This window comes from Cryobacterium cheniae (assembly GCF_004403395.1).
GTDB classification, from domain to species: domain Bacteria; phylum Actinomycetota; class Actinomycetes; order Actinomycetales; family Microbacteriaceae; genus Cryobacterium; species Cryobacterium cheniae.
This window is the reverse complement of record NZ_SOGN01000049.1, coordinates 112,509-129,495: the sequence shown is the minus strand read 5'-3', so window position 1 is coordinate 129,495 and position 16,987 is coordinate 112,509. Positions and strand designations below refer to the sequence as shown.

Below are 16,987 nucleotides of genomic sequence, written 5' to 3'. Positions count from 1 at the left end.
TCCGAAACCGGCGCGTAGACTCGGTGTGACCGAATCTATGCGCCGGTTTTTGGTGGCGGATAGGGCAACGTGAAAGGTGTTATCGATGGCGCTACTGGACACGATCTCCGGGCCGAGAGATCTCGATCGCCTCTCGCCGGAACAGCTCGTCCAGCTCGCGGGCGAGGTGCGGGCATTCCTCGTGCGGGAGGTCTCCAAGACCGGCGGTCACCTCGGGCCCAACCTCGGTGTGGTCGAACTGACCATCGCGATGCACCGGGTCTTCGAGTCTCCGCGCGACGCCATCGTCTTCGACACCGGGCACCAGGCCTACGTGCACAAGCTGCTCACCGGACGCCAGGATTTCAGTCTCCTGCGTCAGACCGGCGGCTTGGCCGGCTACCCGCAGCGCCGGGAATCCGAGCATGACATCGTGGAGAGCTCCCACGCCTCCAGCTCGCTGTCCTGGGCCGACGGCATCTCCCGGGCGTTCGAGATCACCGGACAGAGCGACCGCCATGTGATCGCGGTCGTCGGTGACGGTTCCCTGACCGGTGGCATGACCTGGGAGGCTCTCAACAACATCAGTGACGACAACACCCGTCGCCTGATCATCATCGTGAACGACAACGGCCGCTCCTACGCGCCCACCATCGGCGGAATGGCCCGCTTCCTCAACACCGTACGCACCCGTCAGGCTTACCACAGCGCCTATTTGACCAGCCGTCAGGCATTCGAACGGATGGGCGCGCCCGCCCGTGCCTTCTTCCGCGGCGTTCGCGGCGGCATGCACGGCTTCCTCTCCCGGTTCTCCAACAACGAGGCGCTCTATTCCAACCTCGACATCAAGTACATCGGCCCAATCGACGGGCACGACCTGAAGGCGATGGTCGAGGCGCTCCAGCAGGCCAAGGGCTACGGCGCGCCGGTGATCGTGCACGCGATCACCCAGAAGGGCAAGGGATACGACCCGGCCGTTCAGGACACCGCCGACCAGTTCCACGCGGTCGGCCAGATCGACCCGGAAACGGGGGAGTCCCTCGAATCCGCGGGTGCGCTCTCCTGGACGTCGGTGTTCGCCGAGGAGTTGCTGCGGCTCGCCACAATCGAGCCGAAGATCGTCGGCATCACCGCGGCCATGCTCCGGCCTACGGGCCTGCACAAGATGGCCGAGCGGTTCCCCGATCGGGTGCACGACGTGGGCATTGCCGAACAGCACGCCGTCACCAGTGCCGCCGGGCTCGCCTTCGGCGGTCTGCACCCGGTCGTCGCGCTCTACGCCACCTTCATCAACCGGGCGTTCGACCAGGTACTGATGGATGTCGCCCTGCACCGGGCCGGCGTCACTTTCGTGCTCGACCGGGCCGGCGTCACCGGGCCCGACGGTCCCAGCCACCACGGCATCTGGGACCTGGCGATCCTGCAGGTCGTGCCGGGCATTCGGCTCGCGGCACCCCGGGACTCGGTGCGCCTGGCAGAGGAGCTCGAGGAGGCCGTGGCCGTCGACGACGCGCCCACCGTGCTGCGCTTCCCGAAGGGCAGCGTGAGCACCCCGATCGACGCCGTGCGGCGATTCGACGACGGGGTCGACGTGCTCCTGGAATCGACCCAGAAAGACGTGCTGATCGTCACCGTCGGGCCGATGGCCGCGATGGGTATCGATGTGGCCGGCCGGCTCGCCGCCCAGGGCATCGGAGCCACCGTCGTCGACCCGCGCTGGGTCGTGCCGGTGCCGCGGAGCATCGTGACCCTGGCTGCTGAGTACCGCATCGTCGTGACGATCGAGGACGGCATCCGGGTCGGCGGCATCGGCACCCGCATCCGTCAGGACCTGCGCGAGGCCGGCGTCGACACGGCCGTCACCGAGCTGGGGCTACCGGACGAGTTCCTTGACCACGGGACCCGCGCGGAGATCCTCGAGCGCGTCGGCTTGACCCCGCAGCGCATCGCACGCGATGTCGTCGCGATGGTGCTCGGCAGCAAGATCCCGCACGCGCGGCCGCTGCCGGCAGATCGCCCCGCCTCCGACACCGACTCCGGCACCATTCCGGCCAACCGCCAGCAGGACTGACAGCCGTCCAAGACAGCGCCGAGCCGTGACTTCGGCCCCTCCCTCGTGAAGAAGAAGGGGCCGAAGTCACGGCTCGGCGGAGTGGATGCGGCCTAGTCGCCTGAGGTCGTGGCGGTCGTGTGGCCGGCCGGCTCGAGCTCAGCACCCACGCCGCGGATCGGCGGGGTGTGGAACGTGCCCTGGAAGACCCGTTCGCTCGCCCCGACGCGGTCGAGGTAGGGCGTGATCCCGCCCATCTGGAACGGCCAGTTGGCCCCGAGGATCATGCACAGGTCGATGTCTTCGGCGGCGTGGACGACGCCGTCGTCCAACATCCGCTTGATTTCATCGGCCAGGCCGTCCTCGACGCGGCGCAGGATCTGTTCGCCGGTCATCGGCGTGGTGCCGCCGGCGACGATCTTGATCGCGCCCTTGTCGAAGCCCTTGATCTTGCCCTTGGCGTCGCGCTCCAGAATTGTGCCGTACTCGGCCAGCCGGTGCAGGTTCGTGCTGTCGAAGAAGCGGTCCGGGAACGCCGCGTGGTGGGTGTCCAGCACGTGTGCGCCGACCTTGAGGCCGACGAGTTCGAGCAGTTCGAACGGGGTCATCGGCATCCCGAACGGAGCCAGGGACCCGTCGACGACGTCGAACGGGGTGCCCGTGTCGACGGCGTGCATGGCCTCGCCGAGAAGCTTCGCCAGCAGGCGGTTCACCACGAACCCGGGGGTGTCGCGGGTGATGACCGCATTCTTGCGGAGCTTGGCCGCGACGACCATCGCCGTGGACAGGGTGGCGTCGTTGGTCTCGGGGGTGTTCACAACCTCGATCAGCGGCATGATGGCCACCGGGTTGAAGAAGTGGAAGCCGACCAGGCGTTCGGGGTGGGCCAGCTTCGCACCGATCTGCTCGACCGAGAGGGATGAGGTGTTGGTGGCGAGAATGGCGTCAGGCGCGATGTGCTTCTCCATCTCGGCGAAGACGTCCTGCTTCACTCCGAGTTCTTCGAAGACGGCCTCGATCACCCAGTCGGCGTCAGCGAACTGAGCCTTGTCGGTGGTGCCGGTGACCAGGGCGCGGAGCCGGTTGGCCTCGTCGGAGGAGATGCGGTTCTTGGTCTCCAGGGCGAGGATCTCGCTGTGGATGTACGCGACACCCTTGTCGACCCGGGCCTGGTCGAGGTCGGTGATGACCACGGGCACGCGCAGGCGTCGCACGAAGAGCAGGGCGAACTGGCTGGCCATCAGGCCGGCGCCGATGACGCCCACCTTCTTGATCGGGCGGGCGAGGGCCTTGTCCGGAGCGCCGGCCGGCCGCTTGGCGCGCTTCTGCACCAGGTTGAAGGCGTAGATGCTGGCCTGCAGCTGGTCGCCGGCGATGAGTTCGGCCAAAGAATCGTCTTCCCGCTCGAACCCTTCCTGGCGGGTGCCGCTCTTGGCTGCCTTGAGGAGGTCGAGGGCGATGTACGGCGACCGGGCGACGGTCCCGATGCGGCTTTCCAGCATCTTGCGTGCGATGCCGACGGCCACATCCCACTTCACGAGCCGCTCGACCTTGCCCGGCGCATTGGGCCTGGAGACCTTGGTTGTGCCGGAGATCACGCCGTCGGCCCACTTGATGGACTGTTCGAGGAACATGGCCGAGGCGAACTGCACGTCGGCGATGCCGAGCTCGATCGCGTCAGCGGCCTTGAGCACGCGGTGCTTGAGCGGGTTCTCGATGATCACCTTGAGCGCGTTCTCGATGCCGATCAGGTTGGGCAGCAGGTACGAGCCGCCCCAGCCCGGGATCAGTCCGAGGGAGACCTCGGGCAACGCGATCGCGGGAACGGTTGCATCGACGGTGCGGTAGTCGGCGTTCAGCGCGATCTCGAGCCCGCCACCCAGCGCGAGCCCGTTGATGAAGACGAAGGAGGGCACGCCCAGTTCGGCCTGCTTGCCGAGGGCATAGTGGCCCAGCTGGGCCAGCAGCTTGCCGGTGGCGAGCGACGGAATCTCGCTGACCTTGCTCAGGTCGGCTCCGGCGGCGAGGATGAACGGTTTGCCGGTGACGGCGACACCGTGGATGTCGCCGAGCGCGGCACGCTCTCGCAGCAGGTCCATCGTCATGCCGAACTCGAGCAGGGTGATCGGGCCGAGCGTGTTCGGACGGGTGTGGTCCCGGCCGTTGTCGAGCGTGACCAGCGCCAGCGTCTTTCCCCCGGACAGGGGCACATCGCGCACGTAGGAGTGGGTGACGACCTCGTCGGCCGACAGCTCGATCAGCGGGGTGAAGTCGAGTTCTGAATAGTTGCTCATCGTTTGCTTGCCTTCCGGTTGAAGTTCGGGTTCTCCCAAATCACGGTGCCGCCCTGGCCGAGGCCGATGCACATGGCGGTGAGGCCGTAGCGGACCTCCGGGTGCTCGCTGAACTGTCGTGCGAGCTGGTTCATCAGCCGCACGCCGGAGGAGGCGAGAGGATGGCCGATGGCGATCGCGCCGCCGTACTCGTTCACCCGCGGGTCCTCGTCGTCGATGCCGAAGTGGTCGAGGAACGAGATGACCTGCACGGCGAAGGCCTCGTTGAGTTCGAACAGGCCGATGTCGGTGATGCTGAGGCCTGCCTTGCGCAGAGCCTTCTCGGTGGAGGGGACCGGGCCGAGGCCCATGACCTCCGGTTCGACGCCGGCGAAGGCGAAGCTGACCATTTTCATCTTGACGTTCAGGCCGAGGTCCTTGGCGGCCTTACCGCTGGCGAGCAGGCAGGCGCTGGCACCGTCGTTCAGACCGGATGCGTTGCCGGCCGTGATCCGTCCGTGCGGGCGGAATGGGGTTTTGAGGGACGCGAGGCCCTCCATCGTGGTTTCGGGGCGGGGAGCCTCGTCGGTGGTTGCCAGGCCCCAGCCGGTCTCGCTCCGGATCGCAACCGACACCAGGTCAGGCTGGATCTTGTCGGCGGCGTAGGCTGCGGCGACCTTCTGCTGGCTGCGCAGGGCGAACCGGTCGGACCGCTCCTTGGTGTAGGAGGGGAACCGGTCGTGGATCCGCTCGGCCGTGGCACCCATATTGAGGGCGTCCTCGCTGACGAGGCGCTCCGACAGGAAGCGCGGGTTCGGGTCGACGCCGGAACCCATCGGGTGGCGTCCCATGTGCTCGACGCCGCCGGCGATGGCCAGGTCGTAGGCTCCGAAGCCGATCCCGGCGCCGAGGGTGGTGACGGCGGTCATGGCGCCGGCGCACATCCGGTCGATCGCGAATCCGGGAACCGATTTCGGCAGCCCCGAGAGGAGTGCCGCCGTGCGACCGAGCGTGAGCCCCTGGTCGCCGGTTTGGGTGGTGGCGGCAATCGCCACCTCGTCGATCCGTTCCCCGGGGACCGACGGGTTGCGTTCCAGCAGCCCGATCATGGCCTTGACCACGAGATCATCCGCCCGGGTGTTCCAGTACATGCCCTTTTCACCGGCGCGTCCGAACGGGGTGCGAACCCCGTCCACAAACACGACTTCTGCTCTATCGGCCACTTTGCCTCCATCAATCGATCAGGTGTCGGTCGATCCTAAAGGGGCGTCCGGGGAGGGTCGAATCCTTGGACGGTTCCTACGAATCCGATTCCGAGGAGAGCTCGATCGCTTGGTGGACATCCACAAAGGCATCGGCGATCCGTTGTGCGGTCACTTCAATTTGCCAGGTGCGCGCACCCAGGTGCGCGAGTGCCTCGCCGACGGATGCGGGGTCGACGTTCTCGGGCGGCGTCCACGCCACCCGGCGGACATAGTCCGGGGTGACAAGGTTCTCCAGCGGGATCGCGAGCTCTTCGGAGACCTCGGTCAGCGCGGCGCGAGCGGCCTTGTAGCGCAGGTCAGCCTCGGGATTGCGGTCGGACCAGGCGCGCGGGGGCGGGAGCAGATCGCCGTTTCCCCGAAGCGACGGCAGGTCGGTCGACGCCAGGCCCTTCTGGATGGCGCCCCACCAGCGGTCGAGTTCGCTGCGGCTCGCACGGCCGCTGAACTCCCTCAGGTCCGCCAGGTCCTGCCGGGTCGACGGCATGGCCCGTGCCGCCGCCGTCAACGACGCGTCGGGCACAAGACGACCGGGGGACACATCCAGCTCCTGCGCCAGCCGATCGCGGGCCAGCCACAGCTCCCGGGCCACGGCCAGGCCACGCTGGCCACGGATGGAATGCACCCCGGAGAGGCGGCGCCAGGGCTCGGGGCCGACCGGTTTGGCTTCCCTGGCCAGCACTGCGGCGAATTCCTGGGCGGCGATGTCGGTCTTGGAATCGGTGGCCAGCATGTCGACCATGCGGTCACGCAGATCCGGCAGAAGTTCCACGTCGAGCGCACCGTAGACCAGCCAGGCCTCCGGCAGAGGGCGGGTCGACCAGTTGGCGGCGGAGTGTTCCTTGGCCAGGTGGATGCCGAGCAGCTCTTCCACCACCGTGCCGAGTCCGACCCGGGGGATTCCGAGCAGGCGGGCGGCCAGTTCGGTGTCGAAGATGTGCTGGGGGTCGAGGCCGACCTCGCGCAGGCAGGCCAGGTCCTGGCTCGCAGCGTGGAAGATCCATTCGTCGTCGCGCAGTGCTGCGTTGAGCTCGCTGAAGTCGCCGAGTGCGGGCGGGTCGAACAGGAAGGTTCCCGCGCCGCGCCGATAGATCTGGATCAGGTAGGCACGCTGGGAGTAGGTGAAGCCGGAGGCACGCTCCGCATCGATGCCGATCGGGCCCGTGCCCGCGCTGATGGACGCGGTCGCCGCGAGGTAGGCGTCCCTCGTATCGATGACCTGGTGATCAAGCACGACCGGTTCGGCGTGTGGACAACATGCTGACTCCTTCGCCCGTGGGTGGAAGGCCTGCGAGCATGCAGAGCAGCTCGCCCCATCCTTCGACGTGGGCGGCGAGATTGTGATCCAGCGGCGTCCACGAGGCGCGCAGTTCGATCTGCGCACCATCGCCCTGCCTGGCAAGTTCGCCGAAGCCTGACGAGATAATCTTAGTCGCGGTCCCTGAGGCCGCGGTATACCGTGCTCCGTGGGCGTCGAGCGCATCGACCAGCCAGGACCAGGCCACCCCCGCGACGAACGGGTCCAGGCCGATGTCGGTCTCCAAGGGAGCCTGGGCGAAGCAGACGACGCGGAAGGCCCCGCCCCACTCCTCGGGTTCGGTCGGGTCGTGCAGCAGGATGAAGCGTCCGGTCCCCAGTTCGGAGTCGCTCCCGTGACGCACCGGGGTCACGTCGGCCGAGAAGGCGATGGCCTGCGGCGCCAGGTTTCCGGGGGCGGAAATCTCGTTGACAACAAGCTCTCGACGGATGCGGGCACTCGCGAATGAGGCACGGGCGGCGGCGAACTCCGGCGGGAGTGGTTCTCGTGTTTCGGGCACGTGTGCAGACTAGAGTTTTTTTCGGGCGGTGTCGGTCAGGCACGCCGGGCAGGGGAGGTAGTCATGCGTGACGGAGCGGGCTCAGGGCGACACCCGGGGCGTTTTGTGGTGGTGACCGGGATCGCTGTTGCCGGTGCAACGGTGCTGTTCGGGGCTTTGGGGGGTGTCCTGGCGGGTGTGATGGCACGCCGGATCGTCACGCCGTCGTCCAAGCGCGCCGACGATGTGCGGATCGACGCTGTCGACCTCGCGGCGGGAACGATCACTCTGCAATCGACTGAGGATTCCGTCCTGCAGGGCGACTACAGTTTCTGGTTCTCGGGTGATCGAGGGCACGCTCACCTGGGCGAGGTCCTGCGTCTCACGCCCACGAAGGTGACGCGGCGCGTCCTGCGCGTCGACCATGGGGATCTGGTGCGGGCCGAGCGCGGCCGGTTGGGCGGCTACTCGTACCTCGGACCCTGGGACCTCGGTCTCGCCTTCGAGGACGTGCTCGTACCGACCGATGCCGGCGATGCTCCGGCCTGGCTGATTCCGGCCGCGGAGCCGGACGGCCGCTGGGTGATCCAGGTGCACGGGCGCGGGGTGCAGCGACAGGAGACACTGCGGGCGACGCCGGTTTTCCGGGACGCGGGTGTCACGTCCCTGCTCGTGTCGTACCGCAACGACGGTGAGGCACCGCGGAGCGTCGACGGCCGGTATGCCCTCGGAGACGCGGAATGGCAGGACGTCGACGCGGCGATCGCCTTCGCGGTGCATCGCGGCGCGAGGGAGATCGTGCTGATGGGCTGGTCCATGGGCGGCGCGATCGTGCTGCAGACGGCGACGCGGTCGATGTTGCGCGAGCGGATCGTCGGTATCGTGCTCGACTCGCCCGTGATCGACTGGGCCGATGTCGCGAGGTTCCATGGCGGCCTGCTCGGCCTGCCCGCGGTCGTGGCCAGGGGGGCCTTGGAGGTCCTCGGACGGCGCTGGGGCGGGATGGTCACCGGCCGGACCGAACCGATCGACTTCAGACGACTCGACTTCGTCGAGCGGGCCGCCGAACTCGATCTGCCGGTGCTGCTGATGCACAGCGACGACGATGGATTCGTCCCCGTGACCGGGTCACGAGCCCTGGCCGGGCGCCGCCCCGACATCGTGACCTTCCTGCCGTTTGCGGTGGCGCGGCATACGAAGCTGTGGAACTACGACCGTGAGGGCTGGAATCAGGCCATCACGAACTGGCTGGGCGAGCTCGCTCCCAGCGGGCGTACGTCGCTCCCTGATCGTCCAGGAGCAGCTGCCGCATCCTGAATTCGGTGGCGACGGTCCGCGCCGATTCGAGGAGGCCTCTGGCGCCGAGCACGACCTGGGGACTCGTGGACAGACACAGTTCGTCCACGAGGTCCTCGGCGAATAATTGCCCGGACAGCACCGGGCCGCCCTCGCAGACGATGCGGGGGAGGCCCAGGCTGTGCAAGGCCGCCACGATGGTGGCGGGAGTGAGCGAGCCGTTCTCGTCGTCGAGCGGCACGATCACCGCTCCGGAGCCGGACGTGGTCGCCTCCGCGCGGGCAACCGCGGACTGCGGGCAGAGCACGTAGACGCGCCGATTGCGGTCGGTCGCCGCGGCGGCCGGTGGCTCGAGCCGGTGCCCGGAGAGGTTGCCGCTGGCCGTGACGACCGCCAGGGCCGCGCGCGCCGGAATGACATAGCCCTCCGCCCGTACGCTGCCGGCGCCGATCAGAACCACATCGGCGAGTTGCCGGATCACGCCCAGGATGCGACGGTCCAACCGGCTCGACAGCGAATCGGAGGTGTTATCTGGGCCGGTGACGCTGCCGTTCAGGCTGGCGATCATATTGACCCGCAGGTACGGGCCCGGGTTCGGGGCATAGCGTTGCAGCAGCCAGTCCCGGCCGACCGGGTCGAGACCGTCGACGGTCCGGGGCAGGCCGGCAGCGCCGACCCCGGCCGCTTCCGCTTCCGGCTCAGGTTCCGGGAAGACCCGGGTCAGGGTCACGCAGCGCCCTCGCGCAGGCGGCGCTTGGTGCGCGCGAGCATGGCGGTCATGCCACGGATGCGCAGGGGAGACACGGCCTTCGTCAACCCGATCGTGTTCGGATAGTCGTCCGGCACGTCGAGGACCTCCTGGCGGCTGAGGCCGTCCAGACCCTGGGAGAGGATCGAGGCGAAGCCCCGGGTCGTCGGCGACTCCCGGGGAGCGGTCGCGTAGAGGTGCACGGCGGAATCGTCGTCGACCTCGACGAACATGAAGACGGGGGACTGGCATTCCACGACCCGTTCGAGCAGGTCCGGGTGATCCGCGTACCGGGGCGGGAGGGTCGGCAGCTCGTCGGCGAACTCGAGCAGCAGCAGCAGCCGGTCGGACTCCTCGAGTTCGAGGAAGTCGTCACGGATCTCGGCCAGTTTCGGGGGCAGTTCGGTGGCAGTCATCGAGGATCATTCTGCCATGCGCGGGCCGGAGCGCCCCTGAATCCGGGCTCGGCCGCCCGCATCAGCGGGGCTGGGGTGCGGTGCCCGGCTCCGTGCCCATCGTGATCGGCACGTGCACGGCGTTGCCCCACTCGGTCCAAGACCCGTCGTAGTTGCGCACGCCTTCGAAACCGAGCAGGTGCGTCAGGACGAACCAGGTGTGGCTGGACCGTTCGCCGATCCGGCAGTAGGCGATGACGCTGTCGCCGTCGGACAGGCCTGCTTCGTCGCGGTAGATGGCGTCCAGTTCGGGGCGGGTGCGGAACGTGGCGTCCGGCGCGGCGGCGCGGGCCCACGGTACCGATGCCGCCGACGGGATGTGGCCGCCGCGCAGCGCGCCCTCTTCCGGGTAGGCGGGCATGTGGGTGCGTTCGCCGGTGTACTCCTCGGTGGAGCGTACGTCGATCAGCGGGTTGCCGAAATGGGCGAGGACATCCTCGCGGAATGCACGGATGGGGGCGTCGTTGCGTTCGATGATCGGGTATTCGGCCGGGGTGATCACGGGCTTGTCCCTGGTGAGGCCGCGTTCCTCGGCCACCCATTTGTCACGACCGCCGTCGAGCAGTCGCACATCGTCGTGGCCGAACAGGGTGAACACCCACAGGGCGTAGGCCGCCCACCAGTTGCTCTTGTCGCCGTAGATGACCACGGTGGTGTCGCGGGAGATGCCCTTGGCGCCGAGCACGGCGGCGAAGGCGGCGCTGCCGACGAAATCGCGCTCGACCGGGTCGTTGAGGTCGGTGTGCCAGTCGATCTTGACTGCTCCCGGGATGTGCCCGGTTTCGTAGAGCAGAACGTCCTCGTCCGATTCCACGACCACGAGGCCGGGGGTGCCGAGGTGCTCCTGCAGCCACTCGGTGCTGACCAGGCGTCCGGGGTGCGCGTAGGCGGTGAACTTCGGTGTCGGATCGAGATCAACGGGCATGGGGAAACCTCCTGGTGGCGTCCGATGTACACCGGAATCAAATGGGCGCGGTTTAGGCTGGATGCCGGTCCGCGTTTTCGAATCTACGCGGTATGGGTCCTGATCGCATCCGCGGTCGGTCTTCAACGATGATGCTCCGACCGCGACTATCAGTCCGACACAGAAACCGGGTACTTCAGCATGGCTCCACAGGCTCTCAGCCAGGCGCAACGATTGGCCGACCGCTCGCCGAGTATCACCGGGCCAGAGATCGTGGCCGAGCTGGTTCCGCCGCCCCAGTTCGAGCACGCGTCCTTCGAGTCGTACCGACCCGACCTGAACTTCCCCTCGCAGCTCGAGGCCGTGGAGCGGCTAAACACCTTCGCCGGGGCCTGGCTGCCTCAGCGGCCGGGCGGTTTCTTCTCCCGTACCCGCAAGCCCAAGGCGGAGTTGCCGGGCATCTACCTGGACGGCGGCTTCGGCGTCGGCAAGACTCACCTTCTGGCCGCGCTCTGGCATGCCGCGCCGGGTCCGAAGTACTTCGGCACCTTCATCGAGTACACCGCCCTCGTGGGAGCCCTCGGCTATGCGGCCACCGTCAAACAGCTCTCCGGTGCCCGGTTGATCTGCATCGACGAGTTCGAACTCGACGATCCGGGCGACACCATGCTGATGACCCGGCTGCTGGGCGAGCTCGTGGCCTCGGGCACCCGCGTCGCGGCCACGTCGAACACGCCGCCGAACTCGCTGGGCGAGGGACGTTTCGCCGCGATCGACTTCCTCCGCGAGATCCAGGCGATGTCCGCGAACTTCGAGATCGTACGCATCGACGGCCTCGACTACCGCCGCCGCGACGTCGAGGGTCACGCCATCGCCGTGCCCCGGGACGAACTCGATCAGATGGTCCCCGCCCTGCTCGAGCGCGGCTCCGCGGTGACCCGGGACGATTTCGGCTCCCTGATCCGTCATCTGAGCACGGTGCATCCGTCGAAGTACATCAAAATGATCCACGGCATCGACGTCATCGCGCTGACCGACGTGTACCTGCTGACCGACCAGACGGATGCCCTGAGGCTGGTGGCCTTCATCGACCGGGTCTACGACGCGGAGATCCCGATCATCGCCAACGGGCAGCCTTTGAACGAGGTCTTCGACCAAGAGATGCTCTCCGGCGGCTACCGCAAGAAGTACCAGCGGTCGCAGTCCCGCCTGGTGGCGCTGACCACGGGGGAGCTGCCGCCGCACGACTGATCGGGGCAGACCACCGGTCCGCCGCAGGAAACGCGATGTTAACACGGTCGTGCGGCGTGTAACGACGTCGAAACATCCGCGCGCACTTCCCGAAACCTGACGACTCCAAACTGACTCTGTACCTGCCGAGACACGATCTTCTGCTCACCCTGTGCACGTTGATGGCAATCACTGTTAGTTAGCGAGAGGTAACCAGATCCATGGTTGAACTGTCAGTCCTGTTGGACGCCACAACTGATGAACTAGCTCTGAATCTCAATTCCCTGTGGCTTCTCGTCGCGGCAGCCCTCGTGCTCCTGATGACTCCCGGTGTCGCCTTCTTCTATGGCGGCATGGTGAAGGCGAAGAGTGTTATCAGCATGATGATGATGAGCTTCGGCGCGATGGGCGTCGTCGGAGTGCTCTGGGTGCTCTACGGCTACGGGCTGGTCTTCGGCCCACCCCTGATTCCCGGTTTCCTCGGGAACCCGACCGAGTTGCTCGGACTGAGCAAACTTCTCGGCGCCGGCGAGGACGGATCGCTCTCTCCCGACCTGAACGGGCTCGCGTTCGCCGGCTTCCAAGCCACGTTCGCCATCATCACCGTCGCCCTGATCTCCGGTGCGATCGCCGACCGCGCGAAGTTCGGCGCCTGGCTGATTTTCGCCGCCGTGTGGTCGACCCTGGTGTACTTCCCGGTCGCGTACTGGGTCTTCAACCTCGCCGACGGCTGGGCTCCGGCCGCTCTCGGGGTCAACGACTTCGCCGGCGGCACCGCCGTGCACATCAACGCGGGTGCGGCCGGTCTGGCTCTCGCCCTGGTGCTCGGGAAACGGGTCGGCTTCAAGAAGGGCATTTCCAAGCCACACAACGTTCCGCTCACCCTCCTCGGTGCGTCGCTGCTCTGGTTCGGCTGGTTCGGTTTCAACGCCGGCTCCGAAGCCGCCGTCGACGGTGTCGCCGCCCTCGCCTGGATCAACACGCTCGTCGCTCCCGCCGCCGGAATCCTCGGCTGGCTGATCGTCGAGAAGATCAAAGACGGCAAACCCACCTCCATCGGTGCCGCGTCGGGTGCCGTCGCCGGACTCGTCGCCGTCACCCCGGCCTGCAACATCCTGACCCCGTTCTGGGCGATCGTCCTCGGCGTTCTCGTCGGCGCGGTGTGCGCCGTTGCCATCGACCTGAAGTTCAAGTGGGGCTTCGATGACTCGCTCGACGTGGTGGGCATCCACCTCATCGGCGGCATGATCGGAACGCTCTACATCGGTATCTTCGGTTCGGGCATCGGACTCCTCGACACCGGCAGCCTGAACCAGCTCTGGGTTCAGTTCGTCGCGGCCTTCGGAATCGCCATTTTCTCCTTCGTGATGGCCTACGGCATCGGCTGGATCATCCAGAAGACGATCGGCTTCCGCATCAACAACGAAGACGAGGTGGCCGGCGTGGACACCATCGTGCACGGTGAAGAGGGCTACGCGCTCGACGCCGTCTGACCCCGCAGAAGAGGCGGTGGGCGCATCCGGTTCGACGGATGCACCCACCGCCTCTTCGCCTGCCGGATCGCGTCAGGCCTACTCGGTGTACTACGAGCCGGACAATGCCGTCGACTTCAGGGAGTCGAACTCGGCCGGGGTGATCGTGCCGGCAGCGAGCAGGGCCTTCGCCCGGCTGATCTCCTCGGTAGGACCGGCACTGGTTCCGGCGACGCTGGGGGTGTACTGGCCGATCTGCGCCTGGCACTCCCGAGACTCCTTGGAACTGCGCTCCGCCATGCCCTTGCCCCGGGCGATCACGTAGATCAGCACGGTGAGGAACGGAATGAAGAACAGCGCGACAAACCACACCGCCTTCTCCCAGCCGCTGAGCTGCCGGAGCGGAAGAGGTCGACGATGACGCCGAAGAGAGCGAAGAAATAGGAAATGATCGCGAAGGTCCAGAAGAAGAACCAGATCGTTCCCCACAGGTTTTCCCAGAAGTCCATGGCACTTGCTCCTCATTTTCGTGCACTGCCGCTTTCGAGCGCTGAGCGTCGACCACGCCACCGAGTTACGCGTGCCACTGTCCCACGTCCACGGGGCGGCGCCTTCTCACCCGAAACGGGTGAATTCGCCGCGGCCGCGCCCGCTGCACGGGTCGGCGGTGTGTACCCGGCCTCTAGCCGAGGGTCGGGCCGGGAGCTAAGGTGTCGCTGCTGAGCGACCACCCGGGGCCGCGAACGGAGGACGTGTTCCCAATGACCGTGCATCGGGTACCGGCTCAGATCGGGCTTCCCGACGAAGCACTACCGCAGCCGGTCCTCTCACAGGGGCTCCCGCCACCCGGGGCCGGTCCGGAGATCCCGGCTTCGTCGGCCACGGAGGTGGAGCGATCCCGGCTCGACGGCGCATTGCATCGCCTCCGCGCCGGTGAGGTGCGATGCGTCTGCCTGTGGGCTGCCGCCGGTTCCGGCAAGACGACTCTGCTGGCCGCCTGGGCGCGTCGCCTCCAGCGGGCGGGGGAGTCGGTCACGTGGATACGCGCACCGGAGCCGGGTCGGTTCCGTCCCGACGATGTCTGGCGGACGGCCACGCTCGCCGGGCACTCCGATCGCGCCGATCTTCCCTCGGAGGTGCCGGGCGGCGGGGAGACCCGGTACGTCTTCATCGATGACCTGGACCCCGCCGGGGCGGACCGGCAGGGGATGCTGGGCGAGCTGGTCGCGTCGGCGCCCGCCGGCATCCGTCTCGTGATCGCGGGGCGCACGCCGCCGGGCGCGGAGTTGGCGCGCCTGCGTGCCTCCGGATCGATGGTGGAGGTGCCGCCCGCAGACCTCGCATTCGATCGAAGTGACCTGCTGGCGCTCGCCGCCGGTAATCGTCTTCTCCTGACCGAGGAGGAGACGGCGATCCTGCTACAGCGCACAGCGGGGTGGGCGACCGGGCTGGCGCTGATCGTGCCCTCGCTGCGGGGACGAGCGGACTCCGCCCGGCTGGTGCGCAGTTTCGACGGTGACGATCCCGCGGTGGCCGGCTTCCTCCGATCGGAGATCATCGCCGGCTGGGCTGACGGTGACGAGAACACGATGCTGCTCGCCGCCGTCAGGGCCGTCGTCTCGATCGATCTGGCCGTCGAGGTGACGAAGCGAGTGGATGCCGGGGCGGTGCTGGACCGGCTGGCGGGTCCGGGCGCCCTGATCACCAGGGAGAGCGGCGCGGGCACCGGTGGGTATCGCATCCACCCGATCCTTCTGGCCTATCTGCAGGCCGAGGCGCGGCGGCGTGACGTTGCCGCGGCCGTGGCGGCGCACGAGACCGCGGCCCGGTGGTGTGCGCGCCGCGCCGAGGGGAACGACGCCATCGAGCAGGCACTTGCCGCCCGGCTGCCGGGCCTCGTCGCCGAAATGCTCGCCGCCTTCGGTGTCGACCTTGTGCTCAGGGGAACGCCCGATCTCGTGCTCAGGGTTTTGGCCGAGCCGGCCGCGCTCGCCGGGTTCTCGGGGTCACCCGTGGTGGCAGCTTTGAGACTGCTCCTGGACGCGCCGTACTTTCCCGACCGTGGGCGGGCCCGCCACCTGATGGCGGAACTCGACGCGGCGGGCCGCCCGACCGGCACCGGCGCGGACATCTGGCCCGTGGTGACCGACGCGCTCACCGCCTTCTTCGCCACCGCCCCCGACGAGATCCGTGACCGCCTGGCCGGACTGAGTGCCGCCCGCAACGGCCCGGGGCGTCGGTCTGACCTCGGCGTCGAGCTGCTGGCCGCGACCGCGGAAGCCTGGTGCCACGCCGGACTCGGCGAAGCGGAGCGGTCGGAAGCGGGACTGCGAACGGTGGCCGTGACCGCGCGGAATACGGGCTACGCGTGGCTGTTCCTGCTCGCCGGTGATATCGCCGCCACCGCGGCCTCCCGACGCGGCGACTGGGCCGGTGCCGGTCTCATCGACGATCAGCTGGCTCTGGCCACTGCACCCGCAGCGGGCCCCATCACCGGTGTCAGGGGGTCCGTGGCGGGGGCGCCGTTCGACCGCGCCGCAGCCCGAGCCTGGGTCTCGCTGCAGATCCGACGGTACGAACGCTGCGAGCCGGTCGACTCGAGCACCCTGGAGCGACTCGTCACGGCCGACCCACTGGTATCCGATTCCGGACTGATCGTGCCCGCGCAGGCCCTGCTCGCCCTGTCCGCGGTGTCGGCGCACCCGAGGCCGCGCTCCGTGCTCGAGAATCTGAACAGGGTGATGCGGGAGAACGCGGTCGGCCACCCGCGCGTCCTGAGCCTGTGCTGCATCCCCTGGTTCGATCTGACCGGTGCGCTGGACGGGAGGACCGAGGCCCGTCGGGTCACACGCCTGGTGGATGCCGTGCTGGGCTCGGACTCGCTGGAGGCCGTGCTGCTCCGATCCCTCGCCGACCCGCCGCCCCGGGATCGCCACGGAGCCGGCGGTCGGCTGGAAGCCGCCGCAACACCGGCCGGCCGGTGCTGGCGCGGGTCCACGCTCGTGAGCGCCTGGATCGTTCTCGCCGACCTCGCCGAGGAGAGTGAACGTCCAGCCGAAGCGGATGCCCGTCTGGTGCGCGCGCTGCGCCTGGCCGAGCAGCTGCGTGTCGAGCGGGCCTTCCTGGCCATGGGCGGGCTCGGGGTGTCGCTACTCGAGGCCAGGATCGGGCGGCTGGCCGCCCTGGACGGTTTCGCCAACCGGATTCTGGCTCTGGCGGGGCGGGCACCGGGGGAGACCCGCCCGGCCCGGGTCCCGGCCACGGACGCACCGCTGACCGAGCGGGAGCGGAACCTGTTGCGCGAGTTGCCCTTCCATCAGTCCGTGGCGGACATCGCCCGCAAGCACAACGTCAGCCCGAACACCGTCAAAACGCATCTGCGCAACATCTATCAGAAGCTCGCGGCCACCGACCGGGCTCAGGCCGTGGTCATCGCGCACGAGCGCGGTCTGCTCTGACCGAGCCCCCCCCCGAATGGGAATGGTTCCGCCGGACTCGGACCACTAGGCTTCGAGGGTCTTG

The 16,987-nt window shown here is 68.0% G+C and carries 13 protein-coding genes; 5 read left to right on the top strand and 8 right to left on the bottom strand.

Features of this window, described 5'->3' with window-relative positions:
* Positions 1–85 precede the first annotated feature (85 nt).
* On the top strand, positions 86–2,050 hold the full coding sequence (gene dxs, locus E3T23_RS12630) for a 1-deoxy-D-xylulose-5-phosphate synthase (protein ID WP_134370777.1): 1,965 nt from the start codon (positions 86–88) through the stop codon (positions 2,048–2,050).
* A gap of 92 nt (positions 2,051–2,142) precedes the next feature.
* Here the strand turns inward: dxs and E3T23_RS12625 are convergent, their stop codons facing one another.
* The 4 genes from E3T23_RS12625 to E3T23_RS12610 all read right to left on the bottom strand — a co-directional run bounded on the left by E3T23_RS12625 (position 2,143) and on the right by E3T23_RS12610 (position 7,381).
* A complete protein-coding gene (locus E3T23_RS12625; RefSeq protein WP_134370776.1) occupies positions 2,143–4,323 on the bottom strand; it encodes a 3-hydroxyacyl-CoA dehydrogenase NAD-binding domain-containing protein in 2,181 nt (726 codons plus the stop codon).
* Positions 4,320–5,525: a thiolase family protein gene (locus tag E3T23_RS12620; protein WP_134370775.1), complete on the bottom strand. Its 1,206-nt coding sequence runs from the start codon at positions 5,523–5,525 to the stop codon at positions 4,320–4,322. The genes E3T23_RS12625 and E3T23_RS12620 overlap by 4 nt, the downstream gene beginning before the upstream one ends.
* Before the next feature lie 76 nt (positions 5,526–5,601).
* The gene (locus E3T23_RS12615) at positions 5,602–6,798 is read right to left on the bottom strand and encodes an HRDC domain-containing protein (RefSeq protein WP_134370774.1); all 1,197 of its coding nucleotides are present in this window, start codon (positions 6,796–6,798) and stop codon (positions 5,602–5,604) included.
* Positions 6,791–7,381, bottom strand: a complete 591-nt coding sequence (locus tag E3T23_RS12610; protein WP_134370773.1) for a DUF3000 domain-containing protein — start codon at positions 7,379–7,381, stop codon at positions 6,791–6,793. The genes E3T23_RS12615 and E3T23_RS12610 overlap by 8 nt, the downstream gene beginning before the upstream one ends.
* Positions 7,382–7,561: 180 nt before the next feature.
* Here E3T23_RS12610 and E3T23_RS12605 point away from each other — a divergent pair, with 180 nt between their 5' ends.
* The gene (locus tag E3T23_RS12605; protein WP_241977898.1) at positions 7,562–8,677 is read left to right on the top strand and encodes an alpha/beta hydrolase; all 1,116 of its coding nucleotides are present in this window, start codon (positions 7,562–7,564) and stop codon (positions 8,675–8,677) included.
* Here the strand turns inward: E3T23_RS12605 and E3T23_RS12600 are convergent.
* The 3 genes from E3T23_RS12600 to E3T23_RS12590 all read right to left on the bottom strand — a co-directional run bounded on the left by E3T23_RS12600 (position 8,598) and on the right by E3T23_RS12590 (position 10,784).
* Positions 8,598–9,386, bottom strand: coding sequence for a dihydrofolate reductase family protein (locus E3T23_RS12600; RefSeq protein WP_134370771.1), 789 nt, complete (start codon positions 9,384–9,386; stop codon positions 8,598–8,600). The genes E3T23_RS12605 and E3T23_RS12600 overlap by 80 nt on opposite strands.
* Positions 9,383–9,820, bottom strand: coding sequence for a SufE family protein (locus E3T23_RS12595; RefSeq protein WP_134370770.1), 438 nt, complete (start codon positions 9,818–9,820; stop codon positions 9,383–9,385). Before E3T23_RS12595 ends, E3T23_RS12600 begins: the two co-directional genes overlap by 4 nt.
* 61 nt (positions 9,821–9,881) lie before the next feature.
* Positions 9,882–10,784 (bottom strand): sulfurtransferase, encoded by a 903-nt coding sequence (locus E3T23_RS12590; protein WP_134370769.1) that lies wholly within the window; start codon positions 10,782–10,784, stop codon positions 9,882–9,884.
* Between the two features lie 180 nt (positions 10,785–10,964).
* Between E3T23_RS12590 and zapE the strand changes: the two genes are divergently transcribed.
* Together zapE and E3T23_RS12580 are read left to right on the top strand one after the other, a co-directional pair.
* Positions 10,965–12,014 carry a cell division protein ZapE gene (gene zapE / locus E3T23_RS12585; protein WP_134370768.1) on the top strand — a complete coding sequence of 350 codons (1,050 nt, stop codon included), beginning with the start codon at positions 10,965–10,967 and terminating at the stop codon, positions 12,012–12,014.
* Between the two features lie 200 nt (positions 12,015–12,214).
* Positions 12,215–13,486 carry an ammonium transporter gene (locus E3T23_RS12580; RefSeq protein WP_134370767.1) on the top strand — a complete coding sequence of 424 codons (1,272 nt, stop codon included), beginning with the start codon at positions 12,215–12,217 and terminating at the stop codon, positions 13,484–13,486.
* A gap of 90 nt (positions 13,487–13,576) precedes the next feature.
* Here E3T23_RS12580 and E3T23_RS12575 read toward each other — a convergent pair whose 3' ends face one another.
* Positions 13,577–13,837 carry a hypothetical protein gene (locus tag E3T23_RS12575; RefSeq protein ID WP_338145451.1) on the bottom strand — a complete coding sequence of 87 codons (261 nt, stop codon included), beginning with the start codon at positions 13,835–13,837 and terminating at the stop codon, positions 13,577–13,579.
* A 389-nt stretch (positions 13,838–14,226) separates the two neighbouring features.
* On the opposite strand from E3T23_RS12575, the gene E3T23_RS12570 reads away from it, so the two are divergent.
* On the top strand, positions 14,227–16,923 hold the full coding sequence (locus E3T23_RS12570; RefSeq protein ID WP_134370766.1) for a LuxR C-terminal-related transcriptional regulator: 2,697 nt from the start codon (positions 14,227–14,229) through the stop codon (positions 16,921–16,923).
* Positions 16,924–16,987: the final 64 nt, after the last annotated feature.

Coding starts and splice junctions, on each gene's coding strand:
- E3T23_RS12580 (WP_134370767.1), top strand. CDS start 12,215: ATGGTTGAACTGTCAGTCCTGTTGGACGCCACAACTGATGAACTAGCT.
- E3T23_RS12590 (WP_134370769.1), bottom strand. CDS start 10,784: ATGCCCGTTGATCTCGATCCGACACCGAAGTTCACCGCCTACGCGCAC.
- E3T23_RS12625 (WP_134370776.1), bottom strand. CDS start 4,323: ATGAGCAACTATTCAGAACTCGACTTCACCCCGCTGATCGAGCTGTCG.
- zapE (WP_134370768.1), top strand. CDS start 10,965: ATGGCTCCACAGGCTCTCAGCCAGGCGCAACGATTGGCCGACCGCTCG.
- E3T23_RS12605 (WP_241977898.1), top strand. CDS start 7,562: ATGGCACGCCGGATCGTCACGCCGTCGTCCAAGCGCGCCGACGATGTG.
- E3T23_RS12570 (WP_134370766.1), top strand. CDS start 14,227: ATGACCGTGCATCGGGTACCGGCTCAGATCGGGCTTCCCGACGAAGCA.
- dxs (WP_134370777.1), top strand. CDS start 86: ATGGCGCTACTGGACACGATCTCCGGGCCGAGAGATCTCGATCGCCTC.
- E3T23_RS12595 (WP_134370770.1), bottom strand. CDS start 9,820: ATGACTGCCACCGAACTGCCCCCGAAACTGGCCGAGATCCGTGACGAC.